A 16,613-nucleotide genomic window follows, 5' to 3' on the forward strand; every position below is an offset into this window, starting at 1 on the left:
CACGCGCGGCCACGGCGTGCCAGGCAAGGCCGGCAGGCGCGGAACGGCGCGCGGACAGGGACGGATCGGGGAGCCTCATGGTAGGAAGGTCCGGAAGACTTGGCAAACCGGCGGCAGTGAGCGAGTTAGCGACAAAAGCCGGGTTGTTGAGCGAGGTTGGCAACGCACGCCTTGGCACCTGCGCGATTGGCCGGCTTCTGCGCCACTTCGCCCGTCAACACGTCAGGCCGGGCGCCACGACGGCGCGCGTTTTTCCAGGAACGAACGCACGCCCTCGCGGCCTTCGTCGGAGGCACGGATCTGCGCGATGCGGTCGGCGGTCAGCGCCAGCAGGTCGTCGTCGATGGCACGCCCCGCCACATCCTGCACCAGCCGCTTGCTCTCGCGCACCGCGTTGGGACTGTTGGCCACCAGCGCCGCCGTGACGTCGGCGACCTTGGCATCGAGCGCCTCGGGCGGCACCACCGCATGCACAAAGCCGAGCCGCAGCGCCTCGGCCGCATCGAAACGCTCGGCCGTGATGAAGTAGCGGCGCGAGGCCTGCTCGCCCATGGCGCGGATCACGTACGGGCTGATGGTCGCCGGCATCAGGCCAAGGCGCGCCTCCGACAGGCAGAAGTGCACGGGCTCGGCCGCCAACGCGATATCGCACGCCGCGACCAGGCCCACGCCGCCGGCATAGGTGTCGCCGTGAATGCGCGCCACCACGGGCTTGGGGCAGGACCAGACGGTGTGCAGCATCTGCGCGAGCGTCAGGGCATCGGCACGGTTCTCGTCGTCGGAGTAGCCGGCCATCGTCTTCATCCAGTTGAGGTCGGCGCCCGCGCAGAATGCGGGGCCGTTGCCGGCCAGCACGATCGCGCGCACTTCCGGCGTATCGCCAAGCGCGCGAAAGGCGCCGGTCACCTCGGCGATCACGGTTTCATTGAAGGCATTGCGCACATCGGGCCGGTTCAGCGTGACCGTGGCGACATGCTGTGCGACAGTGACGGCAAGCGTGGTGAAGTTCATGAGCGCTCCAGAGGGCCGGGCCGCGCCGACGGGTGCGACGCGCCCGAGGCGCCGGACGGGTCCAGGCGCTCCTGCAGGTCGGTACGGTCGAACGGCAAACCCAGTTTGCGAAAGAAGGCGTCGAGCGCGGGCAGCCAGACGCGAATGCCATTGCGGCTGCTGAACAGCCGGTGCGAGTCGGTCTCGAATTCGCCGACGTCGACAAAGGTGGCGTCCGCCGCGCTGCCGGTCGCGGTGGACTTGTAGCTATTGAACATGTGCTCCGGCAGCGGCCACGGCCAGTAGCTGTCGTTGTCGCCATAGATCCACAGCGACGGATAGCGCGCCGTGCGGCCATAGTCGGCGTACGCATCGATCAGGTTGTATTCCCAGTTGTCGCAGCTTTCATTGCGCAGGCCACCGGCGAAATTGACCACGCCACGCACACCGGGATAGCCGATCGCGTTGAAGGCCATGGTCGACAGCCCGCCATGCGACTGGCCCATGACCACGATGCGTTCGCTGTCGACATAAGACTGGCGTGTGAGGTAATCGAGCGCGGCGGTCACGTCCTCGGCCTGCATGAGGCCATTGGCCTGCACATCGCAGCTGCCGCCCACGTAGGCGCCGCCCGAGCGCGAGAATCCCTGCCGCATCGGCAGCGCCACCACATAGCCGCGCCGCAGGAATTCCGCGCTCTGCGCGGCAAAGCGCGCACGCCCCTGGAACGCGGGCCGGCCGGCCGCCTTGCCATGGTTGATCACCACCAGCGGAAACGGCCCGTCGCCGGGCGGCCGGAAGATCGTGGTCTCCAGGGCCACCGTCGCGTGCGCGCCCACCTTCGGCACCATCACGACCTGCTCGCTCACGCCCGACGGCAGCACGGATTGCGCCAGCGACGGTGCCGCGGGCAACAGTCCGACCGCCACCATGCACCAGCGAAGCCCGATACGAAACACGGAAACCATCTGCGATCCTGCGTGGCGATTACATCCGGAACACGCCGAACTTCATGTCGTCGATCGGGGCATTGAGGCTGGCCGAGAGGCCCAGGCCAAGCACCGTGCGCGTCTGCGCCGGGTCGATGACACCGTCGTCCCACAGGCGCGCGCTGGCGTAGTACGGATGGCCCTGGTGCTCGTACTGGTCGCGGATCGGCTGCTTGAAGGCTTCCTCCTCCTCCGCGCTCCACTGCCCGCCGCGCGCCTCGATGCCGTCGCGGCGCACCGTGGCCAGCACGCTCGCGGCCTGCTCGCCGCCCATCACGGAAATCCGCGCATTGGGCCACATCCACAGAAAGCGCGGCGAATAGGCGCGCCCGCACATGCCGTAGTTGCCGGCACCGAACGAGCCGCCGATGATGACCGTGAACTTGGGCACCTGCGCGGTGGCCACCGCCGTCACCATCTTGGCGCCGTTGCGCGCGATGCCTTCGTTCTCGTACTTGCGGCCCACCATGAAGCCCGTGATGTTCTGCAGGAACACGAGCGGAATCTTGCGCTGGCAGCACAGCTCGATAAAGTGCGCACCCTTGAGCGCCGACTCGGAGAACAGGATGCCATTGTTGGCCACGATGCCGACCGGATAGCCCCAGATCCGCGCAAAGCCGCACACCAGCGTGGTGCCGTAGCGTGCCTTGAATTCGTCGAACTCGGAGTCGTCGACGATGCGCGCGATCACCTCGCGCACGTCGTACGGCTTGCGCGTATCGGTCGGGATCACCCCGTAGAGCTCCTCCACCGGATAGCGCGGCGGCAGCGGCTCGTGCAGGCGGATCTGATCAGGCTTGCGCCGGTTGAGGTGCTGCACGATATTGCGCGCGAGCGACAGCGCGTGCGCGTCGTTGTGCGCGTAGTAGTCGGCCACGCCCGACAGGCGCGTATGGACGTCCGCGCCGCCGAGGTCCTCGGCGCTGACCTCCTCGCCGGTGGCGGCCTTCACCAGGGGCGGGCCGCCCAGGAAGATGGTGCCCTGGTTGCGCACGATGATCGACTCATCGCTCATGGCGGGCACATAGGCGCCGCCGGCCGTGCACGAGCCCATCACCACCGCGATCTGCGGAATGCCCTGCTTCGACAGGTTGGCCTGGTTGTAGAAAATGCGGCCGAAGTGATCGCGGTCCGGAAACACGTCGTCCTGGTTGGGCAGGTTGGCGCCGCCGGAATCGACCAGGTAGATGCACGGCAGATGGTTCTGCTCGGCGATTTCCTGCGCGCGCACATGTTTCTTGACCGTCATCGGGTAGTAGGTGCCACCCTTGACCGTGGCATCGTTGCACACGATCACGCATTCCTGGCCCGCCACGCGCCCGATGCCGGTGATGATGCCGGCGCCCGGCGCCGCATCGTCGTACATGTCGCAGGCCGCCAGCTGCGACAGCTCCAGGAACGGCGTGCCCGGATCGAGCAGTTGCCGTACGCGCTCGCGTGGCAGCAGCTTGCCGCGCGCGAGGTGCCTGGCGCGCGCTTCCTCGCCGCCACCTTCGGCGAGCTTGCCGATCTTCGCCTTGAGATCGGCCACGAGCGCCTCCATGGCCTCGGCATTGGCCTTGAACGCTTCCGAACGTGCGTTGAGTTTGGTTTCCAGCGTGGGCATCGTTGTCTCTTCCTGTTATCGCGCGATCCTGCCGTGTGTTTCCTGCCTGTTACGTGATGGGCCCGGTGCCTGCCGGTGCGCCCTCGCCCAGCATGTCGCCATCGACATAGAGCCAGCGCGCGGCCTCCCCGTCGGCGCGCGGCGCCAGGACGAAACGGCTCAGCTCGTGCAGGCGCCACGCGCGGCCGCCGATCTTGTAGCGCGCCACGAATTCCACCGTGGCATGGGTATCGTCCTGCTGCGCGTGGGAGCGGATGGTCAGGCCCAGCCAGCGCGTGCCGGTGTCCGGCGCGATCTCGTCCGGACAGGTGTCCGCATGCCAGGTCTGGCGCAGCCAGTCCGGCAGGTCGAGCACGTAGGCGCTGTAGCGCGAGCGCATCAGCGCCTCGGCGGTGGGCGGCAGCGCCTCGCCCCGGTGATAGCGTCCGCAGCACGCCGCATAGTCGGCGTGGCCGCACGGACACGGCGTGGCCTTGCTGGCCGCCGGCCGTCGCGCGCTCATGCGACCAGCGCCGGCAACTGGCGCATATCGGTGAAGATGGTGGCGGCGCCGGCCGCGCGCAAGGCATGCGGATCGTTGCGCGCGGCGTAGCCGAACACCGTCATGCCCGCCGCCACGCCCGCGGTCACGCCGGTGGGGCTGTCCTCGATCACCGCGCAGCGGGCCGGGTCCACACCCATGGTGCGCGCGGCAAGCAGATACACGTCGGGGGCCGGCTTGCTGCGCTCCACTTCGGTCGACGAGAAGATATGCTCGCGCGCATCCTGCCGGAACAGTTCCACCAGGCCGGTACGCGTCAGCTGCAGCTTGACCTTGATGCGATCCGCCCCGGAGGCCACGCACACCGGCATGCCGGTGGCGGCGATGTCCGCGATCGCAGCGCGGACATGCGCGACCGCCTCCAGCTCCGACTCCAGCATCGCGTTACGCCGTGCCAGCCACGTCGACAGCCAGTTGTCGGGCAACGGTGCGCCCCGGCGCCGCTCGATCTCGGGCAGTTCGTCGCGCACCGCGCGGCCCAGGAACCAGCGCACCGATTCCTCCAGCGAGATGCGGATGCCGAGCTCGTTGAGCATCTGGTTGAGCAGCCGATGGACCAGCGGCTCGCTGTCGACGAGCACGCCGTCGCAATCGAAGATCACGCAATCGAATCGTCGGGCTGGCTGGACCAGCGGGCTGGCCGGTTGGGCTACTGTCATGCGGGTTTCTTTTCCTTGATGATGTCGGGGACGGCACGCAACTCGGTCTGGCGCTGGCCGCGCAGGTGCTCCTCGATCTGGTCGAAGCGGTCGAAGCCCCAGAACGGTTCCCCATCGATGATGACGAACGGCGAGCCGAACACCCCCTTGGCCATCGCCACGTCGACCTCGGCCTTGAGCTGATCCTTGATCTGGAAGCTGGTGGCGCCTTCGTTGAGCGCCTGGCCGTCGATGCCGAGCGTGCCGGCGATGCGCGCGATCTCGGCCGGCTCGGCGATATTCACGTCCTCGGCGAACAGCGCGCGATAGACCGCCTTGGCAAAGGCGGTGGCGAGGTCGGCGCCGTGGTGGTTCTGCAGCCACAGCATGGCGCGTGCCGCGTGCGTGGTCGGCAGCGGAAAGTGCGTCGGGCGCCGGTAGTCGATACCGTGGTAACGCGCGGTACGCTCGAAATCGCGCCAGCAGTACTCGCCCTTGAGCGGAATGCTCGGCAGCGGCGACGAACCGGTGGTCTTGAACACCACGCCGAGCAGCAGCGGATGCCAGGCGACGTAGCGCCCGTACTTCTGGGCGATGTCGTCGATGCAGGTGCTGGCAAAGTAGCCGTACGGCGACGAAAAGTCGAAGTAGAAATCGATCGGTGCGGTCATGACACGGACTCCGGTAGGTGAGGCTGCGAGGTTGGCGACGAGGTTGGCGACGAGGTTGGCGACGAAGTTGGCGGCGAGGTTGGGTGCGATGGTCGAACTGCAGGAACTGCGCTCACTATAACGCGCGGGATGTCGGCGCCTGGCGTGCCGCCGCGCCGCTCAGGCCAGCGCCCGCGCGATCAGGATCTTCTGGATATCGCTGGTGCCCTCGTAGATCTGGCACACCCGCACGTCCCGGTAGATCCGTTCGACCGGAAAGTCGCTCACATAGCCATAGCCGCCAAAGACCTGGATCGCATCGGAGCATACCTGCTCGGCCATCTCGCTGGCGAACAATTTGGCCATCGCGGCCTCCTTCAGGCACGGCCGGCCCGCATCCTTGAGCGCGGCGGCGTGCCACACCATCTGACGCGCCACGTCGATGCGCGTGGCCATGTCCGCCAGGCGGAACTGTACGGCCTGATGCTGGAACAGCGGCTGGCCGAAGCTCTCGCGCTCCTTCGCATAGGCCAGCGCCGCGTCGAACGCCGCGCGCGCCATGCCGATGCTCTGCGAGGCGATGCCGATGCGGCCGCCCTCGAGCCCGGACAATGCCATCTTGTATCCCGCGCCTTCCTCGCCCAGCAGGTTCTGCGCGGGCACCCGGCACTCCTCGAACACGATCTGCGCGGTGTCGGACGAATGCTGGCCGAGCTTGTCCTCGATGCGGGCGACGATATAGCCCGGCGTGGACGTCGGCACCAGGAACGCGCTGATACCGCGCTTGCCCGCGTCCTTGTCGGTCACCGCCATCACGATCGCCACGTCGGCATGCTTGCCGCTGGTGATGAACTGCTTGACGCCGTTGAGGACGTAATGGTCGCCATCGCGCCTGGCGGTGGTGCGCAACGCGGCCGCGTCGGAGCCGACATGCGGCTCGGTCAGGCAGAACGCGCCGAGCATCTCGCCGCGCGCCAGCGGTACCAGCCACTGCTGTTTCTGCGGCTCGCTGGCGAACGCCATCAGCATGCTGCAGACCGGGCAGTTGTTGACGCTGATGACGGTGGAAGTACCGCCGTCGCCCGCCGCAATCTCTTCGAGAATCAGCGCCAGCGACAGGTAGTCGAGCCCGGCGCCACCGTAGGCCTCGGGCACCGCCACGCCATAGGCGCCGAGCGCCGCGAGCTCCTTGTGAACCGCCCGCGGGAACATCCGCTCGCGGTCCCACTGCGCCGCCTGCGGCGCGATCACTTCCTGGGCGAACTGCCGCACGGCGTCGCGGATCATTTCCTGTTCGGTACTCAGCAGCATGTCGTCTCTCGGTTTGGTTCCCGCCGCGGTCTTGTGAACCTTGGCCGGCCTGCGGACTCGCCCACCGCCGCTACCATGGCAGGGCGGTGCCGTCGTAGTGATGGAAGCCGCCGTTGTGGCGGGGCGTGGCCGACGCCATCATGCGCCGCATCGCCAGCACGCTGTCGTGCTGGCTAACGTTGGCCTGCTCGCCGCCCATGTCGGTCCTGACCCAGCCCGGATGGAATGCCAGGCAGATGGCATGGCGCGCATCGAGCGACACCGCGCGCAGCGCCGCGTTGAGCGCCGCCTTGCTGACCCGGTAGAGCCACGCGCTGTTGCTCTCCATCAGGCTGATGCTGCCCATGCGCGTCGACAGCACGGCCAGCACGCCGCCGCGCCCGCCGTTGCCGGTTTCCACGAACGGCAGCACCAGCGGCAGCGCCATCATCGCGCCCAGCACGTTGACATGCATGACCGCGTCGAAGTCCTCGCGCGCGATCGGCTGGGCTCCCTTGGTGCGGGGACCCATCACGCCGGCGTTGTACACCGCCACGTCGAGCGACTCGCCATCGAGCTTCCAGCCCAGGCCCGCCACCGCGCCGGCGTCGGTCAGGTCCACGCGGTGCGCTTCCGCGCCGAGATCGCGCAGCATGGCCACGTCCTCGTCCCGGCGCGCGGTGGCAATCACGCGCCAGCCGTCGGCGCGGTACTGACGCACGAACTCGAGACCGATACCGCGCGAAGCGCCGAGCACGAGGGCGGTGGGCATGGCGAGATCTCCGGACGGATGCTCAGACCAGTTCGATACCGACGGCCGTGGCCTCGCCACCGCCGATGCACAGCGACGCCACGCCACGCTTGCCGCCGGTCTTGCGCAGCGCGCCGATCAGCGTGGTCATGATGCGCGCGCCCGAGGCGCCGATCGGATGGCCGAGCGCGCACGCGCCGCCGTGGATATTGACCTTCTCGCGCGGAATGCGGTGCTCTTCCATCGCCGCCATCGGCACCACGGCAAACGCCTCGTTGATCTCGAACAGGTCCACCGAGTCGGTGGTCCAGTCGAGCTTGCGATAGAGCTTGGCGATGGCTTCCACCGGCGCGGTGGTAAACCAGCCCGGCGCCTGCGCATGCGAGGTATGGCCCAGCATGCGCGCCAGCGGCTGCAGACCGAGCGCCTGCGCGGTGGACGCGCGCATCATCACCAGCGCCGAGGCGCCGTCGTTGATCGACGACGACGAGGCCGCCGTGATGGTGCCGTCCTTGGCAAAGGCCGGCTTGAGCGAGGGAATCTTGTCGAGCTTGATGCGGCGCGGACCTTCGTCGGTGTCGATCACGGTGTCGCCGGTCTTGCCCTTGACCGTGACCGGCGCGATTTCCCACTGGAACGCGCCGCTCTCGGTGGCCTGCTGCGCGCGGCGCACCGACTCCATCGCAAACTGGTCCTGCTGCTCGCGCGTGAACTTGTACTTGGCGGCGCACTCCTCGCCGAAGGTGCCCATCGCACGGCCTTTCTCGTAGGCATCCTCGAGGCCGTCGAGCATCATGTGGTCGTAGATCATGCCGTGGCCGATGCGGTAGCCGCCGCGGCCCTTCGGAATCAGATACGGCGCGTTGGTCATGCTCTCCATGCCACCGGCCACGGCCACCTCGAACGAGCCCGCCAGCAGGCCGTCGAACACCGTCATCGCGGCGCGCATGCCGGAGCCGCACATCTTGTTGACGGTGGTGCATGCCACATCCAGCGGCAGGCCCGCGCCGAGCGCGGCCTGGCGTGCCGGCGCCTGGCCCAGGCCAGCCGGCAGCACGCAGCCGAACACCACTTCCTGCACCTGTTCCGGTTTGAGCCCGGCCCGCTCGACGGCGGCGCGAATGGCCACTGCCCCCAGTTGCGGCGCGGTCAGGCTCGAGAATTCGCCCTGGAAGGCGGCCATCGGCGTACGGGCCGCCGAGACGATGACGATGGGATCTGCTTGCATGAGTGGTCTCCTCTGTTCCTCGGGTGCGCGGCGCGCCGGAACGCCCTGGTTCCGGTGCGCCGGCGGGTTACGCGGTGGCAGGCGCCGGTGGCCTCAGCGGATCGAGGCGTGCGGCGGGTCGCCGTACTGGCGGTAAGCCGCGGCCAGTTGCGCGTGAAGCTCGTCGTTGTTGCTCGCCGCCATGCCAAGGTCGCGCAGCAGCCCGTCGGACACGCCGTAGACCCAGCCATGCACGGTAATGGCCTGGCCGCGCGCCCAGGCGTCCTGCAGCACGGTGGTCTGGCACAGGTTGTTGACCTGCTCGATCACGTTAAGCTCGCACAGGCGGGTATGCGCGTCTTCCTCGCGCAGCAGCGTGCCGAGGTAGGCGTCGTGCTTGTCGGCCACGTCGCGCACGTGGCGCAGCCAGTTGTCCGCCAGACCGATGCGTTCGCGCTTGAGCGCCACCTTCACGCCGCCGCAGCCGTAGTGGCCCACCACCGTGATATGGCGCACCTTGAGCACCTCCACGGCAAACTGGATCACCGACAGCGCGTTGAGGTCGCTGTGCGCGATCACGTTGGCGATATTGCGGTGGACGAACACCTCGCCCGGCGCCAGGCCGAGAATCTGGTTGGCCGGCACGCGCGAGTCGGAGCAGCCGATCCACAGGTACTCGGGCGCCTGCTGGTTGGCCAGGCGGGCAAAGAAGGTCGGATCTTCCGCGTTGACGCGGTCCACCCACTCGCGGTTGTTGCGGAACAGTTGGGCGATGGCGTCACTCATGCCGCTCTCCTTGGCAGCGCGGGCTGCATGTCTGGCCGATGGGTGCCGAAGCGGTGGATAAAACGTTCCTGGATCGGATAGGCAAAGAAGTCATGAACATGTCCGGCCAACAGCCGGTCCTTATGGCCCTGCCACATGGCAGCGTCGAAAAAATCGGGATGATGCCGCAGAAATGCCTCGCGCACACGCGGATCGCCCAGCAGAAACGCGCGGAAGGTCTCCGGAAACACGTCGTGCGGGCCTACGCTATACCACGGCTCGCCCGACATTTCCTCTTCCTCGTTGCGCGGCGGCGGCACCCGGCGGAAATTGCAGTCGGTCAGGTACTCGATCTCGTCGTAGTCGTAGAACACCACGCGGCCGTGGCGCGTCACGCCGAAATTCTTGTACAGCATGTCGCCCGGAAAGATGTTGGCCGCCATCAGTTCCTTGACCGCGTTGCCGTATTCGAGGATGCCGTGGTCGACCTGGGCGTCGGTGCCTTCCTGCAGCCACAGGTTCAGCGGCGTCATGCGGCGCTCGATATAGACGTGGCGCACCACGATCTCCTCCTCGCCGCCGCGCGCGCGCTGGTATTCGATCATCGACGGTGCGTACCGTTCCAGCTCGCGCACCAGCGCGTCGTCGAAGCGCGAACGGGGAAAGGCCACATCCGAGTATTCGAGCGTATCGGCCATGCGTCCCACGCGGTCGTGCTGCTTGACCAGCTGGTACTTCGACATGACCAGGTCGCGCGTGGTCTCTTTGGGCGCCGGAAACACATCCTTGATCACCTTGAAGACATACGGGTACGACGGCAGCGTGAACACCAGCATCACGAGGCCCTTGATGCCGGGCGCCACGATGAACTGGTCGGACGAATGCTGCAGATGGTGCAGGAAGTCGCGATAGAACAGGTTCTTGCCCTGCTTCTGCAAACCCAGCGAGGTATAGATTTCACCGCGCGGCTTGCGCGGCATCAGGTCGCGCAGGAAGGTCACGTACGCGGACGGAATTTCCATGTCCACCATGAAGTACGCATGCGTGAACGAGAACAGGATCAGCAACTGCTCCTTGCGCAGCAGCACGGTGTCGAGCGTCAGCTGGCCAGAGGGTCCATGCACGATCGGGATGGCGAACGGATGCGAGCGGTCGCCGTTGACCATGCGGCCGATGATAAAAGCCGATTTGTTGCGGAAGAACAGCGACGACAGCGTGTGAATCTGGAAATTCGGGGCGATGCGAAAATCGCCGTGATGGGCCTCGATCGCGTGCAGCACGTAGCCGATGTCGCGGCGCAGGTCCTCGAACGGCCGCTCGAGCTGGAAGTTGTGCACGATGCGTTCGAAGCAGGCGGCCATGCCTTCGCGGCTGCCCGGATAGTAGGCGCGGTAGGTCGGCCGCGTCGGCGATTCCTCGTTCTCGATGTATTCGGTCGAGATCGCCGGTCGCAGGAAAATGAAATCGTTGTTGAAATACGAGCGGTGCAGGATGCGCGTGCACACCGAGTTGAAGAACGTCTCGGCCAGCTCGGGCTGATGATGGCGCGTCAGCAGGCCGATGTAATGGAGCTTGATCTGCTGCCAGATCGCGTCGTCGATCCGCTCGGCATCGTATTCGGCCACCAGGCAGTCGCTCGCCTCGCGCACACGCGTGTTGTAGAACGCGATGCGATCGCGCTGCAGTTGCTGCAGCCCCGGCCAGTCGCCGGCCTCGAACCGGCGCTTGGCCTCATGGCTGACTTCGCGGAACAGCCGGTAATGCTTGTCGAACCCGTCCAGCATGGTGCGCGCCACGTCGTAGGCAATCTGCGAGGAGAGCAGTTTGGGAAAGTGCGACATGGCGGGGCCGGGCTGCGGGTGACAGTGAGTGAAATTGTAATGGCGATCGGACCTGCCGACGGTTCGCTCCCCCGCGCACAAGGCGCGCCAGGAGCGCCGCCGGCAGCACTTTGGATTACATCGTCTCCGCGAACAGCTCGCGCCCGATCAGCATGCGGCGGATTTCCGACGTGCCGGCGCCAATCTCGTACAGCTTGGCGTCGCGCCACAGCCGGCCCGCCGGATATTCGTTGATATAGCCGTTGCCACCGAGGATCTGCACCGCCTCGCCGGCCATCCACGTTGCTTTCTCGGCGGTGTACAGAATCACCGCGGCGCAGTCCTTGCGCACCTGGCGCACGTGCTCGCTGCCGAGCGCGTCAAGGTTCTTGCCCACCGTATAGAGATAGCTGCGCGCGGCCTGCAGCGTGGTGTACATGTCGGCCACCTTGCCCTGGATCAGCTGAAATTCGCCGATGCTCTGGCCAAACTGCTTGCGATCGTGGATATACGGCGTGACCACGTCCATGCACGCCTGCATGATGCCGACCGGGCCGCCCGACAGCACCGCGCGTTCGTAGTCGAGCCCGCTCATCAGCACCTTGGCGCCGCCGTTCTCGGCCCCCAGCATGTTCTCCACCGGCACCTCGACATCCTGGAACACCAGCTCCCCGGTATGCGAGCCACGCATGCCGAGCTTGTCGAGTTTCTGCGCCACCGAAAAGCCCTTCATGCCCTTCTCGACGATAAATGCGGTCATGCCGCGCGCGCCGAGCTCCGGCTCGGTCTTGGCGTAGACCACCAGCACATCGCAGTCGGGGCCGTTGGTGATCCACATCTTGGTGCCGTTGAGCACGTAGCGGTCGCCCCTGAAATCCGCGCGCAGCTTCATCGAGACCACGTCGGAGCCGGCGTTGGGCTCGCTCATGGCGAGCGCGCCGATCCATTCGCCGGAGACCAGCTTCGGCAGATATTTCGCCTTCTGCGCAGCCGTGCCATTGCGATGGATCTGGTTCACGCAGAGGTTGGAATGCGCGCCGTACGACAGGCCGACCGACGCCGAGGCGCGGCTGATCTCTTCCATCGCGATCATGTGGGCCAGGTAGCCCATGTTGGCGCCGCCGTATTCCTCGGCCACGGTAATGCCGAGCACGCCGAGGTCGCCCATCTTCTTCCAGGCATCCATCGGGAACTGGTCGGTGCGGTCGATCTCTGCCGCGCGCGGCGCCAGTTCGGCCTGGGCCCAGTGGCGCACCGAGGCGCGCAGCATCTCGATGTCTTCGCCGAGGTCGAATCTCAGGCCTGGCAGTTCGGTCATGTCGGTCTCCTGCTGTTATCGGGAATCGGACGTGCGTCAGACGTGATCCAGGGTACGGACCACGCAAAGGGTCATCAGCATGGTGGCCACCTGCTTGCGGCGGCCCTGCTGCTCGGCATAGACATCGCCCTGCGCGACCACGAGGGTGCGGCCGGGCTTGAGCACACGGGCGATGGCGATCAGCCGCTCGCCCTGTGCCGGGGACAACAGGTTGATCTTGTACTCGGCGGTCAGGCCCGCCTCGCCCTCGCCCACCACCGACAGCGCCGCGTAGCCGCAAGCGGTATCGGCCAGCGCGCCCACCGCGCCGCCGTGGAAGAAGCCGTGCTGCTGCGTAATGGCGTCGGACCACGGCATCGACAACTCGACTTCGCCGCGTGCCACGCGCTCGATGCGCGCGCCCAGCGTCTTCATCATTCCCTGGCGCGCAAAGCTCGTGGCGATGGCGTCGGCGCGGCCGGGCGCAAGCGGCTCGGCTGCGGTTGCGGTTGCGGTTGCGGTTGCGGTTGCGACATTCGACGCGTCGGCGGACATGGGCGGTGGCTCCTGGACAGGGCGTTCGATGGGTATTTTATTGACGTTTACGTAAACGTCAACCGTGACCTCCCCGGGGCATGGGAATGTGCCCGGCTCGGCGCCTCAGGCGCGTTGCCGACGGGCCGGAGCATCGGCCAGATTTTCCAGCAGGGTGCGGCACTGGCGTTCGTGGGCATCGATTTCCGCCAGTTGGGCCTTCAGGTCTTCCATCTGGCGTTCGAGCGTCCCGCGGTGCTGGGCCAGCGCGTGGAGAAAGCGTTCGAGCTGCGGCGCGGTGTCGCGTGGCGACTCGTAGAGATCTAGGATCTCGCGAATCTCATTGAGAGTGAGCCCTAACCTTTTGCCGCGCAGCGTGAGCTTGAGGCGGGTCCGCTCGCGCCCGTTGTAGACCCGCTTGCGGCCGCCCGGCCCCGCGCGTTCGGGCGAGAGCAGGCCCTGGTCCTCGTAGAAGCGGATGGCACGCGGCGTCACGTCGAACTCGCGCGCGAGGTCGGTGATGGTAAAGGTGGCGGGAGCGGACGGTGACGACATGGGCAGGGCAGAAAAGTGAACGATCGTTCGTTGTATGGTCAACTTATCGACTAAGATGGACGACAGGCGTCGCGCATTGACGTTAACGTTAGCGTCAACTTCGCCGCCTGACAATGCCGCAGAGACCGCCCCATGAACGCACTCGAACACCAGCTCCAATATCCCTTCGGTGACACCCTTCCCGAACCCGGCACGCGCCAGGAAGTGGCGCCTGGCGTCTACTGGCTGCGCATGCCGTTGCCGTTCGCGCTCGACCATATCAACCTCTGGCTGGTACGCGACCGGCTCGACGGCCAGGACGGCTGGACCGTGATCGACTGCGGCATCACCAACGACACCATCAAGGCGCATTGGGAAGCGATCTTCGCCGACCATCTCGACGGCCTGCCGGTGCTGCGCGTGCTGGTCACGCATTGCCATCCGGACCACGTCGGGCTTGCGCACTGGCTCTGCAAGCACTGGAACGTGCGGCTGTGGATGAGCCTGGGCGACTATATGACCGCGCGGGTGATGAACAGCGGCGCCGGGGCCGGCTCCAATGCCGGCGGCGACTTTGCCGCGAGCCACTTCGCACGCCATGGCCTGACCGATCCCGACTGCCTGGAGAAGCTGCGCGCGCGCAAGGCCTACTACCCTTCGCTGGTACCCGACCTGCCCACCCAGTACCGCCGCCTGATGGACGGCGATACCGTGCGCATGGGTGCCGAGCCGGCCAGTGCGGAATGGCGCGTGATCACCGGCTATGGCCATGCGCCCGAGCATGTGGCGCTCTACAACCCGGCCACCAATGTGCTGATCTCCGGCGACATGGTGCTGCCGCGCATCTCGACCAACGTCAGCGTGTTCGATATGGAGCCCGAGGCCAATCCGCTCCAGCTCTACCTCGACTCGCTCGGCAAGTACGAGCCGCTGCCGCAGGACGTGCTGATCCTGCCGTCGCACGGCCGGCCGTTCCGCAACCTCCATACGCGCCTGACGCAGCTGCGCGAGCACCACGTCGCGCGCCTGGCGGAAACCCTTGCGGCCTGCGCGGAGCGGCCCTGCCATGCGCACGATATCGTCGGCGTGATCTTCCGCCGCCAGTTCGATATCCACCAGTTGACCTTCGCCATGGGCGAGGCCCTGGCGCACCTGCATGCGCTGTGGCATCGCGGCCAGCTGGTGCGCGAACTGAGCGACGACGGCATCATCCGCTTCCGCGCGGCCTGAGGGGCGACCTGAGGAGCGACCTGAGGGGCGACCTGAGGGGCGACCTGAGGGGCGACCTGAGGCGCGACCTGAGGCGCGACGGCACGGCCCGCTAGAACCCTTCCCGGGCCAGCGTGGCGAGGTAGCGCACGCCGGCCACCGCGCGGCTGCCGTACCACGACAGCATCTCGCCATCGACCAGTCGCACCGGCAAGCCGGCCTGCCGCTCGAGCGCATCGACGTGGCTTTCGGTAAAGCGATAGGGCTCGGTCGACAGCAGCACCGCGTCGAGCTCGCGCACCAGCGCATCGCTCCAGCGAAAGCTCGGATACCGTTGGCCGGGCGCGTTCGGGCGGCTGCAATCGCCGTCCACGCAGGCGGCCGGCATGCCGCCGGCATCGGGCCAGGTGTGCCAGTTCACCAGCGCCAGCATGCGGCTGATATAGGTGTCGCGCGACACCGTCATCCATGGGTCCTGCCAGATCGCATAAAGCACGCGCCGCGCCGGCCAGTTGGCCCGCGCGAGCGCATCGAGCCCCTCGTGCAGCGCGGCCGCCAGCGCATCCGCCTGCGGCAGCCGGCCAAACACGCCGCCCAGCAGCCGGTAAAGCGCAACGTTGTCCTCGGGCGCGCACGGATGGGTCACGATCACGTTGGGGACGAAGGTGCGGATCTCGTCGACCGTCTCGCGCCGGTTCTCGTCGATATTGACCACCACATGCGTCGGTGCAAGCGCCCGCAACCGGTCGAGGTTCACGTCCTTGGTACCGCCCACTTTCGCGACCTCGCGCACCGCCGGTGCCGGATGAATGCAGAAGCCGGTGCGGGCCACCATCTGCGCGCCAAGGCCAAGGTCGAACAGCAGTTCGGTAAGCGACGGCACCAGCGATGCGATCCGCGCGTCGTCGCCCGCCGGGCGATGGTCCTGGCCGAGCGCATCGGCAAAGGCGGTCATGGCGGTCATGCCGGACCGCCCGGCTCGCCGGCGCCGGCCTGTCGCGGCTTGCGGGGCGCCTTGGCAAACAGCCGGTCATAGAGCCAGCGCGGCATGACATGCAGCACCGCACCGACCACGCCCATCTGCCACGGCAGCACGCGATAACGCCGGCCCGCCGCGATCACGCGCACGGCCTGCCGCGCAAAGCGGTCCGCATCCATCAGGAACGGCATGCGATACGGGTTATGCGCGGTCATCGGCGTGCGGATATAGCCGGGCGCGATCGTCACCACGCGAATGCCGTGGCGCCTCTGCTCCAGCCGCAACGCCTCCAGCGACCGCACCACCGCGGCCTTGGACGCGCTGTACGCACCGCCGCCGGCCAGCCCGCGCACGCCGGCCACGCTGGCCAGCCCCACCAGCGTGCCGCGCACCCCGCCGGCGCCGGGGGCGCGCTCGCGCATGGCATGGAGAAACGGCTGAAAGGTCGCCAGCGTGCCGTACCAGTTGGTGTCCATCACTGCGCGCGCCACGGCAAGGTCCTCGCGCTCGCTGGCAAGCGTGCCGATGGAAATGCCGGCACTGGCGACGACCACGTCCGGGCAGCCGAAATGGCCAATAAAGTCGGCCGCGGCCTGCGCCAGGGCGTCGGCATCGCATACGTCGGCCACATAGACCCGTACCGCATTGGGATTGGGCAGCGCACTGGCCAGCGCGCGCAAGGCCGCCTCGTTGCGGCCCACCACACCCAGCACGGCGCCCTGTGCGGCATAGGCGCGCGCCAGCGCATGGCCGATGCCACTCGACGCACCGGTGATAAAGACTTTCTGGGGTCGCATGGTTTCACTGTAAGCG

Annotated in this window: 17 protein-coding genes; 1 reads left to right on the top strand and 16 read right to left on the bottom strand. The window is 67.2% G+C overall.

Features of this window, described 5'->3' with window-relative positions:
• Positions 1-222: 222 nt before the first annotated feature.
• The 14 genes from DFLDMN_RS11790 to DFLDMN_RS11855 form a co-directional block, all read right to left on the bottom strand.
• Positions 223-1,011 carry an enoyl-CoA hydratase/isomerase family protein gene (locus DFLDMN_RS11790; protein ID WP_423195145.1) on the bottom strand — a complete coding sequence of 263 codons (789 nt, stop codon included), beginning with the start codon at positions 1,009-1,011 and terminating at the stop codon, positions 223-225.
• Positions 1,008-1,958 (bottom strand): dienelactone hydrolase family protein, encoded by a 951-nt coding sequence (locus DFLDMN_RS11795; RefSeq protein WP_423195146.1) that lies wholly within the window; start codon positions 1,956-1,958, stop codon positions 1,008-1,010. The genes DFLDMN_RS11790 and DFLDMN_RS11795 overlap by 4 nt, the downstream gene beginning before the upstream one ends.
• A gap of 19 nt (positions 1,959-1,977) precedes the next feature.
• Positions 1,978-3,585: a carboxyl transferase domain-containing protein gene (locus tag DFLDMN_RS11800; protein ID WP_423195147.1), complete on the bottom strand. Its 1,608-nt coding sequence runs from the start codon at positions 3,583-3,585 to the stop codon at positions 1,978-1,980.
• Positions 3,586-3,634: 49 nt separating this feature from the next.
• Complete coding sequence (locus DFLDMN_RS11805) at positions 3,635-4,087, bottom strand: YchJ family metal-binding protein (RefSeq protein WP_423195148.1); 453 nt, start codon at positions 4,085-4,087, stop codon at positions 3,635-3,637.
• A complete protein-coding gene (locus DFLDMN_RS11810) occupies positions 4,084-4,785 on the bottom strand; it encodes an HAD family hydrolase (protein ID WP_423195149.1) in 702 nt (233 codons plus the stop codon). Before DFLDMN_RS11810 ends, DFLDMN_RS11805 begins: the two co-directional genes overlap by 4 nt.
• Positions 4,782-5,435: a 2-hydroxychromene-2-carboxylate isomerase gene (locus tag DFLDMN_RS11815; RefSeq protein WP_423195150.1), complete on the bottom strand. Its 654-nt coding sequence runs from the start codon at positions 5,433-5,435 to the stop codon at positions 4,782-4,784. The genes DFLDMN_RS11810 and DFLDMN_RS11815 overlap by 4 nt, the downstream gene beginning before the upstream one ends.
• A gap of 159 nt (positions 5,436-5,594) precedes the next feature.
• Entirely contained in the window at positions 5,595-6,725 is a 1,131-nt protein-coding gene (locus DFLDMN_RS11820) for an acyl-CoA dehydrogenase family protein (protein ID WP_423195151.1), read from the bottom strand.
• Between the two features lie 70 nt (positions 6,726-6,795).
• Positions 6,796-7,476: an SDR family oxidoreductase gene (locus DFLDMN_RS11825; protein ID WP_423195152.1), complete on the bottom strand. Its 681-nt coding sequence runs from the start codon at positions 7,474-7,476 to the stop codon at positions 6,796-6,798.
• A gap of 22 nt (positions 7,477-7,498) precedes the next feature.
• Positions 7,499-8,683, bottom strand: coding sequence for an acetyl-CoA C-acetyltransferase (locus DFLDMN_RS11830; RefSeq protein WP_423195153.1), 1,185 nt, complete (start codon positions 8,681-8,683; stop codon positions 7,499-7,501).
• 93 nt (positions 8,684-8,776) lie between these two features.
• On the bottom strand, positions 8,777-9,448 hold the full coding sequence (gene can / locus DFLDMN_RS11835; RefSeq protein ID WP_423195154.1) for a carbonate dehydratase: 672 nt from the start codon (positions 9,446-9,448) through the stop codon (positions 8,777-8,779).
• Positions 9,445-11,268: a bifunctional isocitrate dehydrogenase kinase/phosphatase gene (gene aceK / locus DFLDMN_RS11840; protein ID WP_423195155.1), complete on the bottom strand. Its 1,824-nt coding sequence runs from the start codon at positions 11,266-11,268 to the stop codon at positions 9,445-9,447. Before aceK ends, can begins: the two co-directional genes overlap by 4 nt.
• Before the next feature lie 115 nt (positions 11,269-11,383).
• Positions 11,384-12,565: an isovaleryl-CoA dehydrogenase gene (locus tag DFLDMN_RS11845; protein WP_423195156.1), complete on the bottom strand. Its 1,182-nt coding sequence runs from the start codon at positions 12,563-12,565 to the stop codon at positions 11,384-11,386.
• Positions 12,566-12,601: 36 nt separating this feature from the next.
• Positions 12,602-13,099 (bottom strand): PaaI family thioesterase, encoded by a 498-nt coding sequence (locus DFLDMN_RS11850; RefSeq protein WP_423195157.1) that lies wholly within the window; start codon positions 13,097-13,099, stop codon positions 12,602-12,604.
• Between the two features lie 105 nt (positions 13,100-13,204).
• A complete protein-coding gene (locus tag DFLDMN_RS11855; RefSeq protein ID WP_423195158.1) occupies positions 13,205-13,633 on the bottom strand; it encodes a MerR family transcriptional regulator in 429 nt (142 codons plus the stop codon).
• Between the two features lie 132 nt (positions 13,634-13,765).
• On the opposite strand from DFLDMN_RS11855, the gene DFLDMN_RS11860 reads away from it, so the two are divergent.
• The gene (locus DFLDMN_RS11860; RefSeq protein WP_423195159.1) at positions 13,766-14,842 is read left to right on the top strand and encodes an MBL fold metallo-hydrolase; all 1,077 of its coding nucleotides are present in this window, start codon (positions 13,766-13,768) and stop codon (positions 14,840-14,842) included.
• 91 nt (positions 14,843-14,933) lie between these two features.
• Here the strand turns inward: DFLDMN_RS11860 and DFLDMN_RS11865 are convergent, their stop codons facing one another.
• Entirely contained in the window at positions 14,934-15,785 is an 852-nt protein-coding gene (locus tag DFLDMN_RS11865; protein ID WP_423195160.1) for a helical backbone metal receptor, read from the bottom strand.
• A complete protein-coding gene (locus tag DFLDMN_RS11870) occupies positions 15,782-16,597 on the bottom strand; it encodes an SDR family oxidoreductase (RefSeq protein ID WP_423195161.1) in 816 nt (271 codons plus the stop codon). Before DFLDMN_RS11870 ends, DFLDMN_RS11865 begins: the two co-directional genes overlap by 4 nt.
• Positions 16,598-16,613 lie beyond the last annotated feature (16 nt).

The organism is Cupriavidus sp. H19C3 (assembly GCF_049393815.1).
In the GTDB taxonomy this organism is placed as follows: Bacteria; Pseudomonadota; Gammaproteobacteria; order Burkholderiales; family Burkholderiaceae; genus Cupriavidus.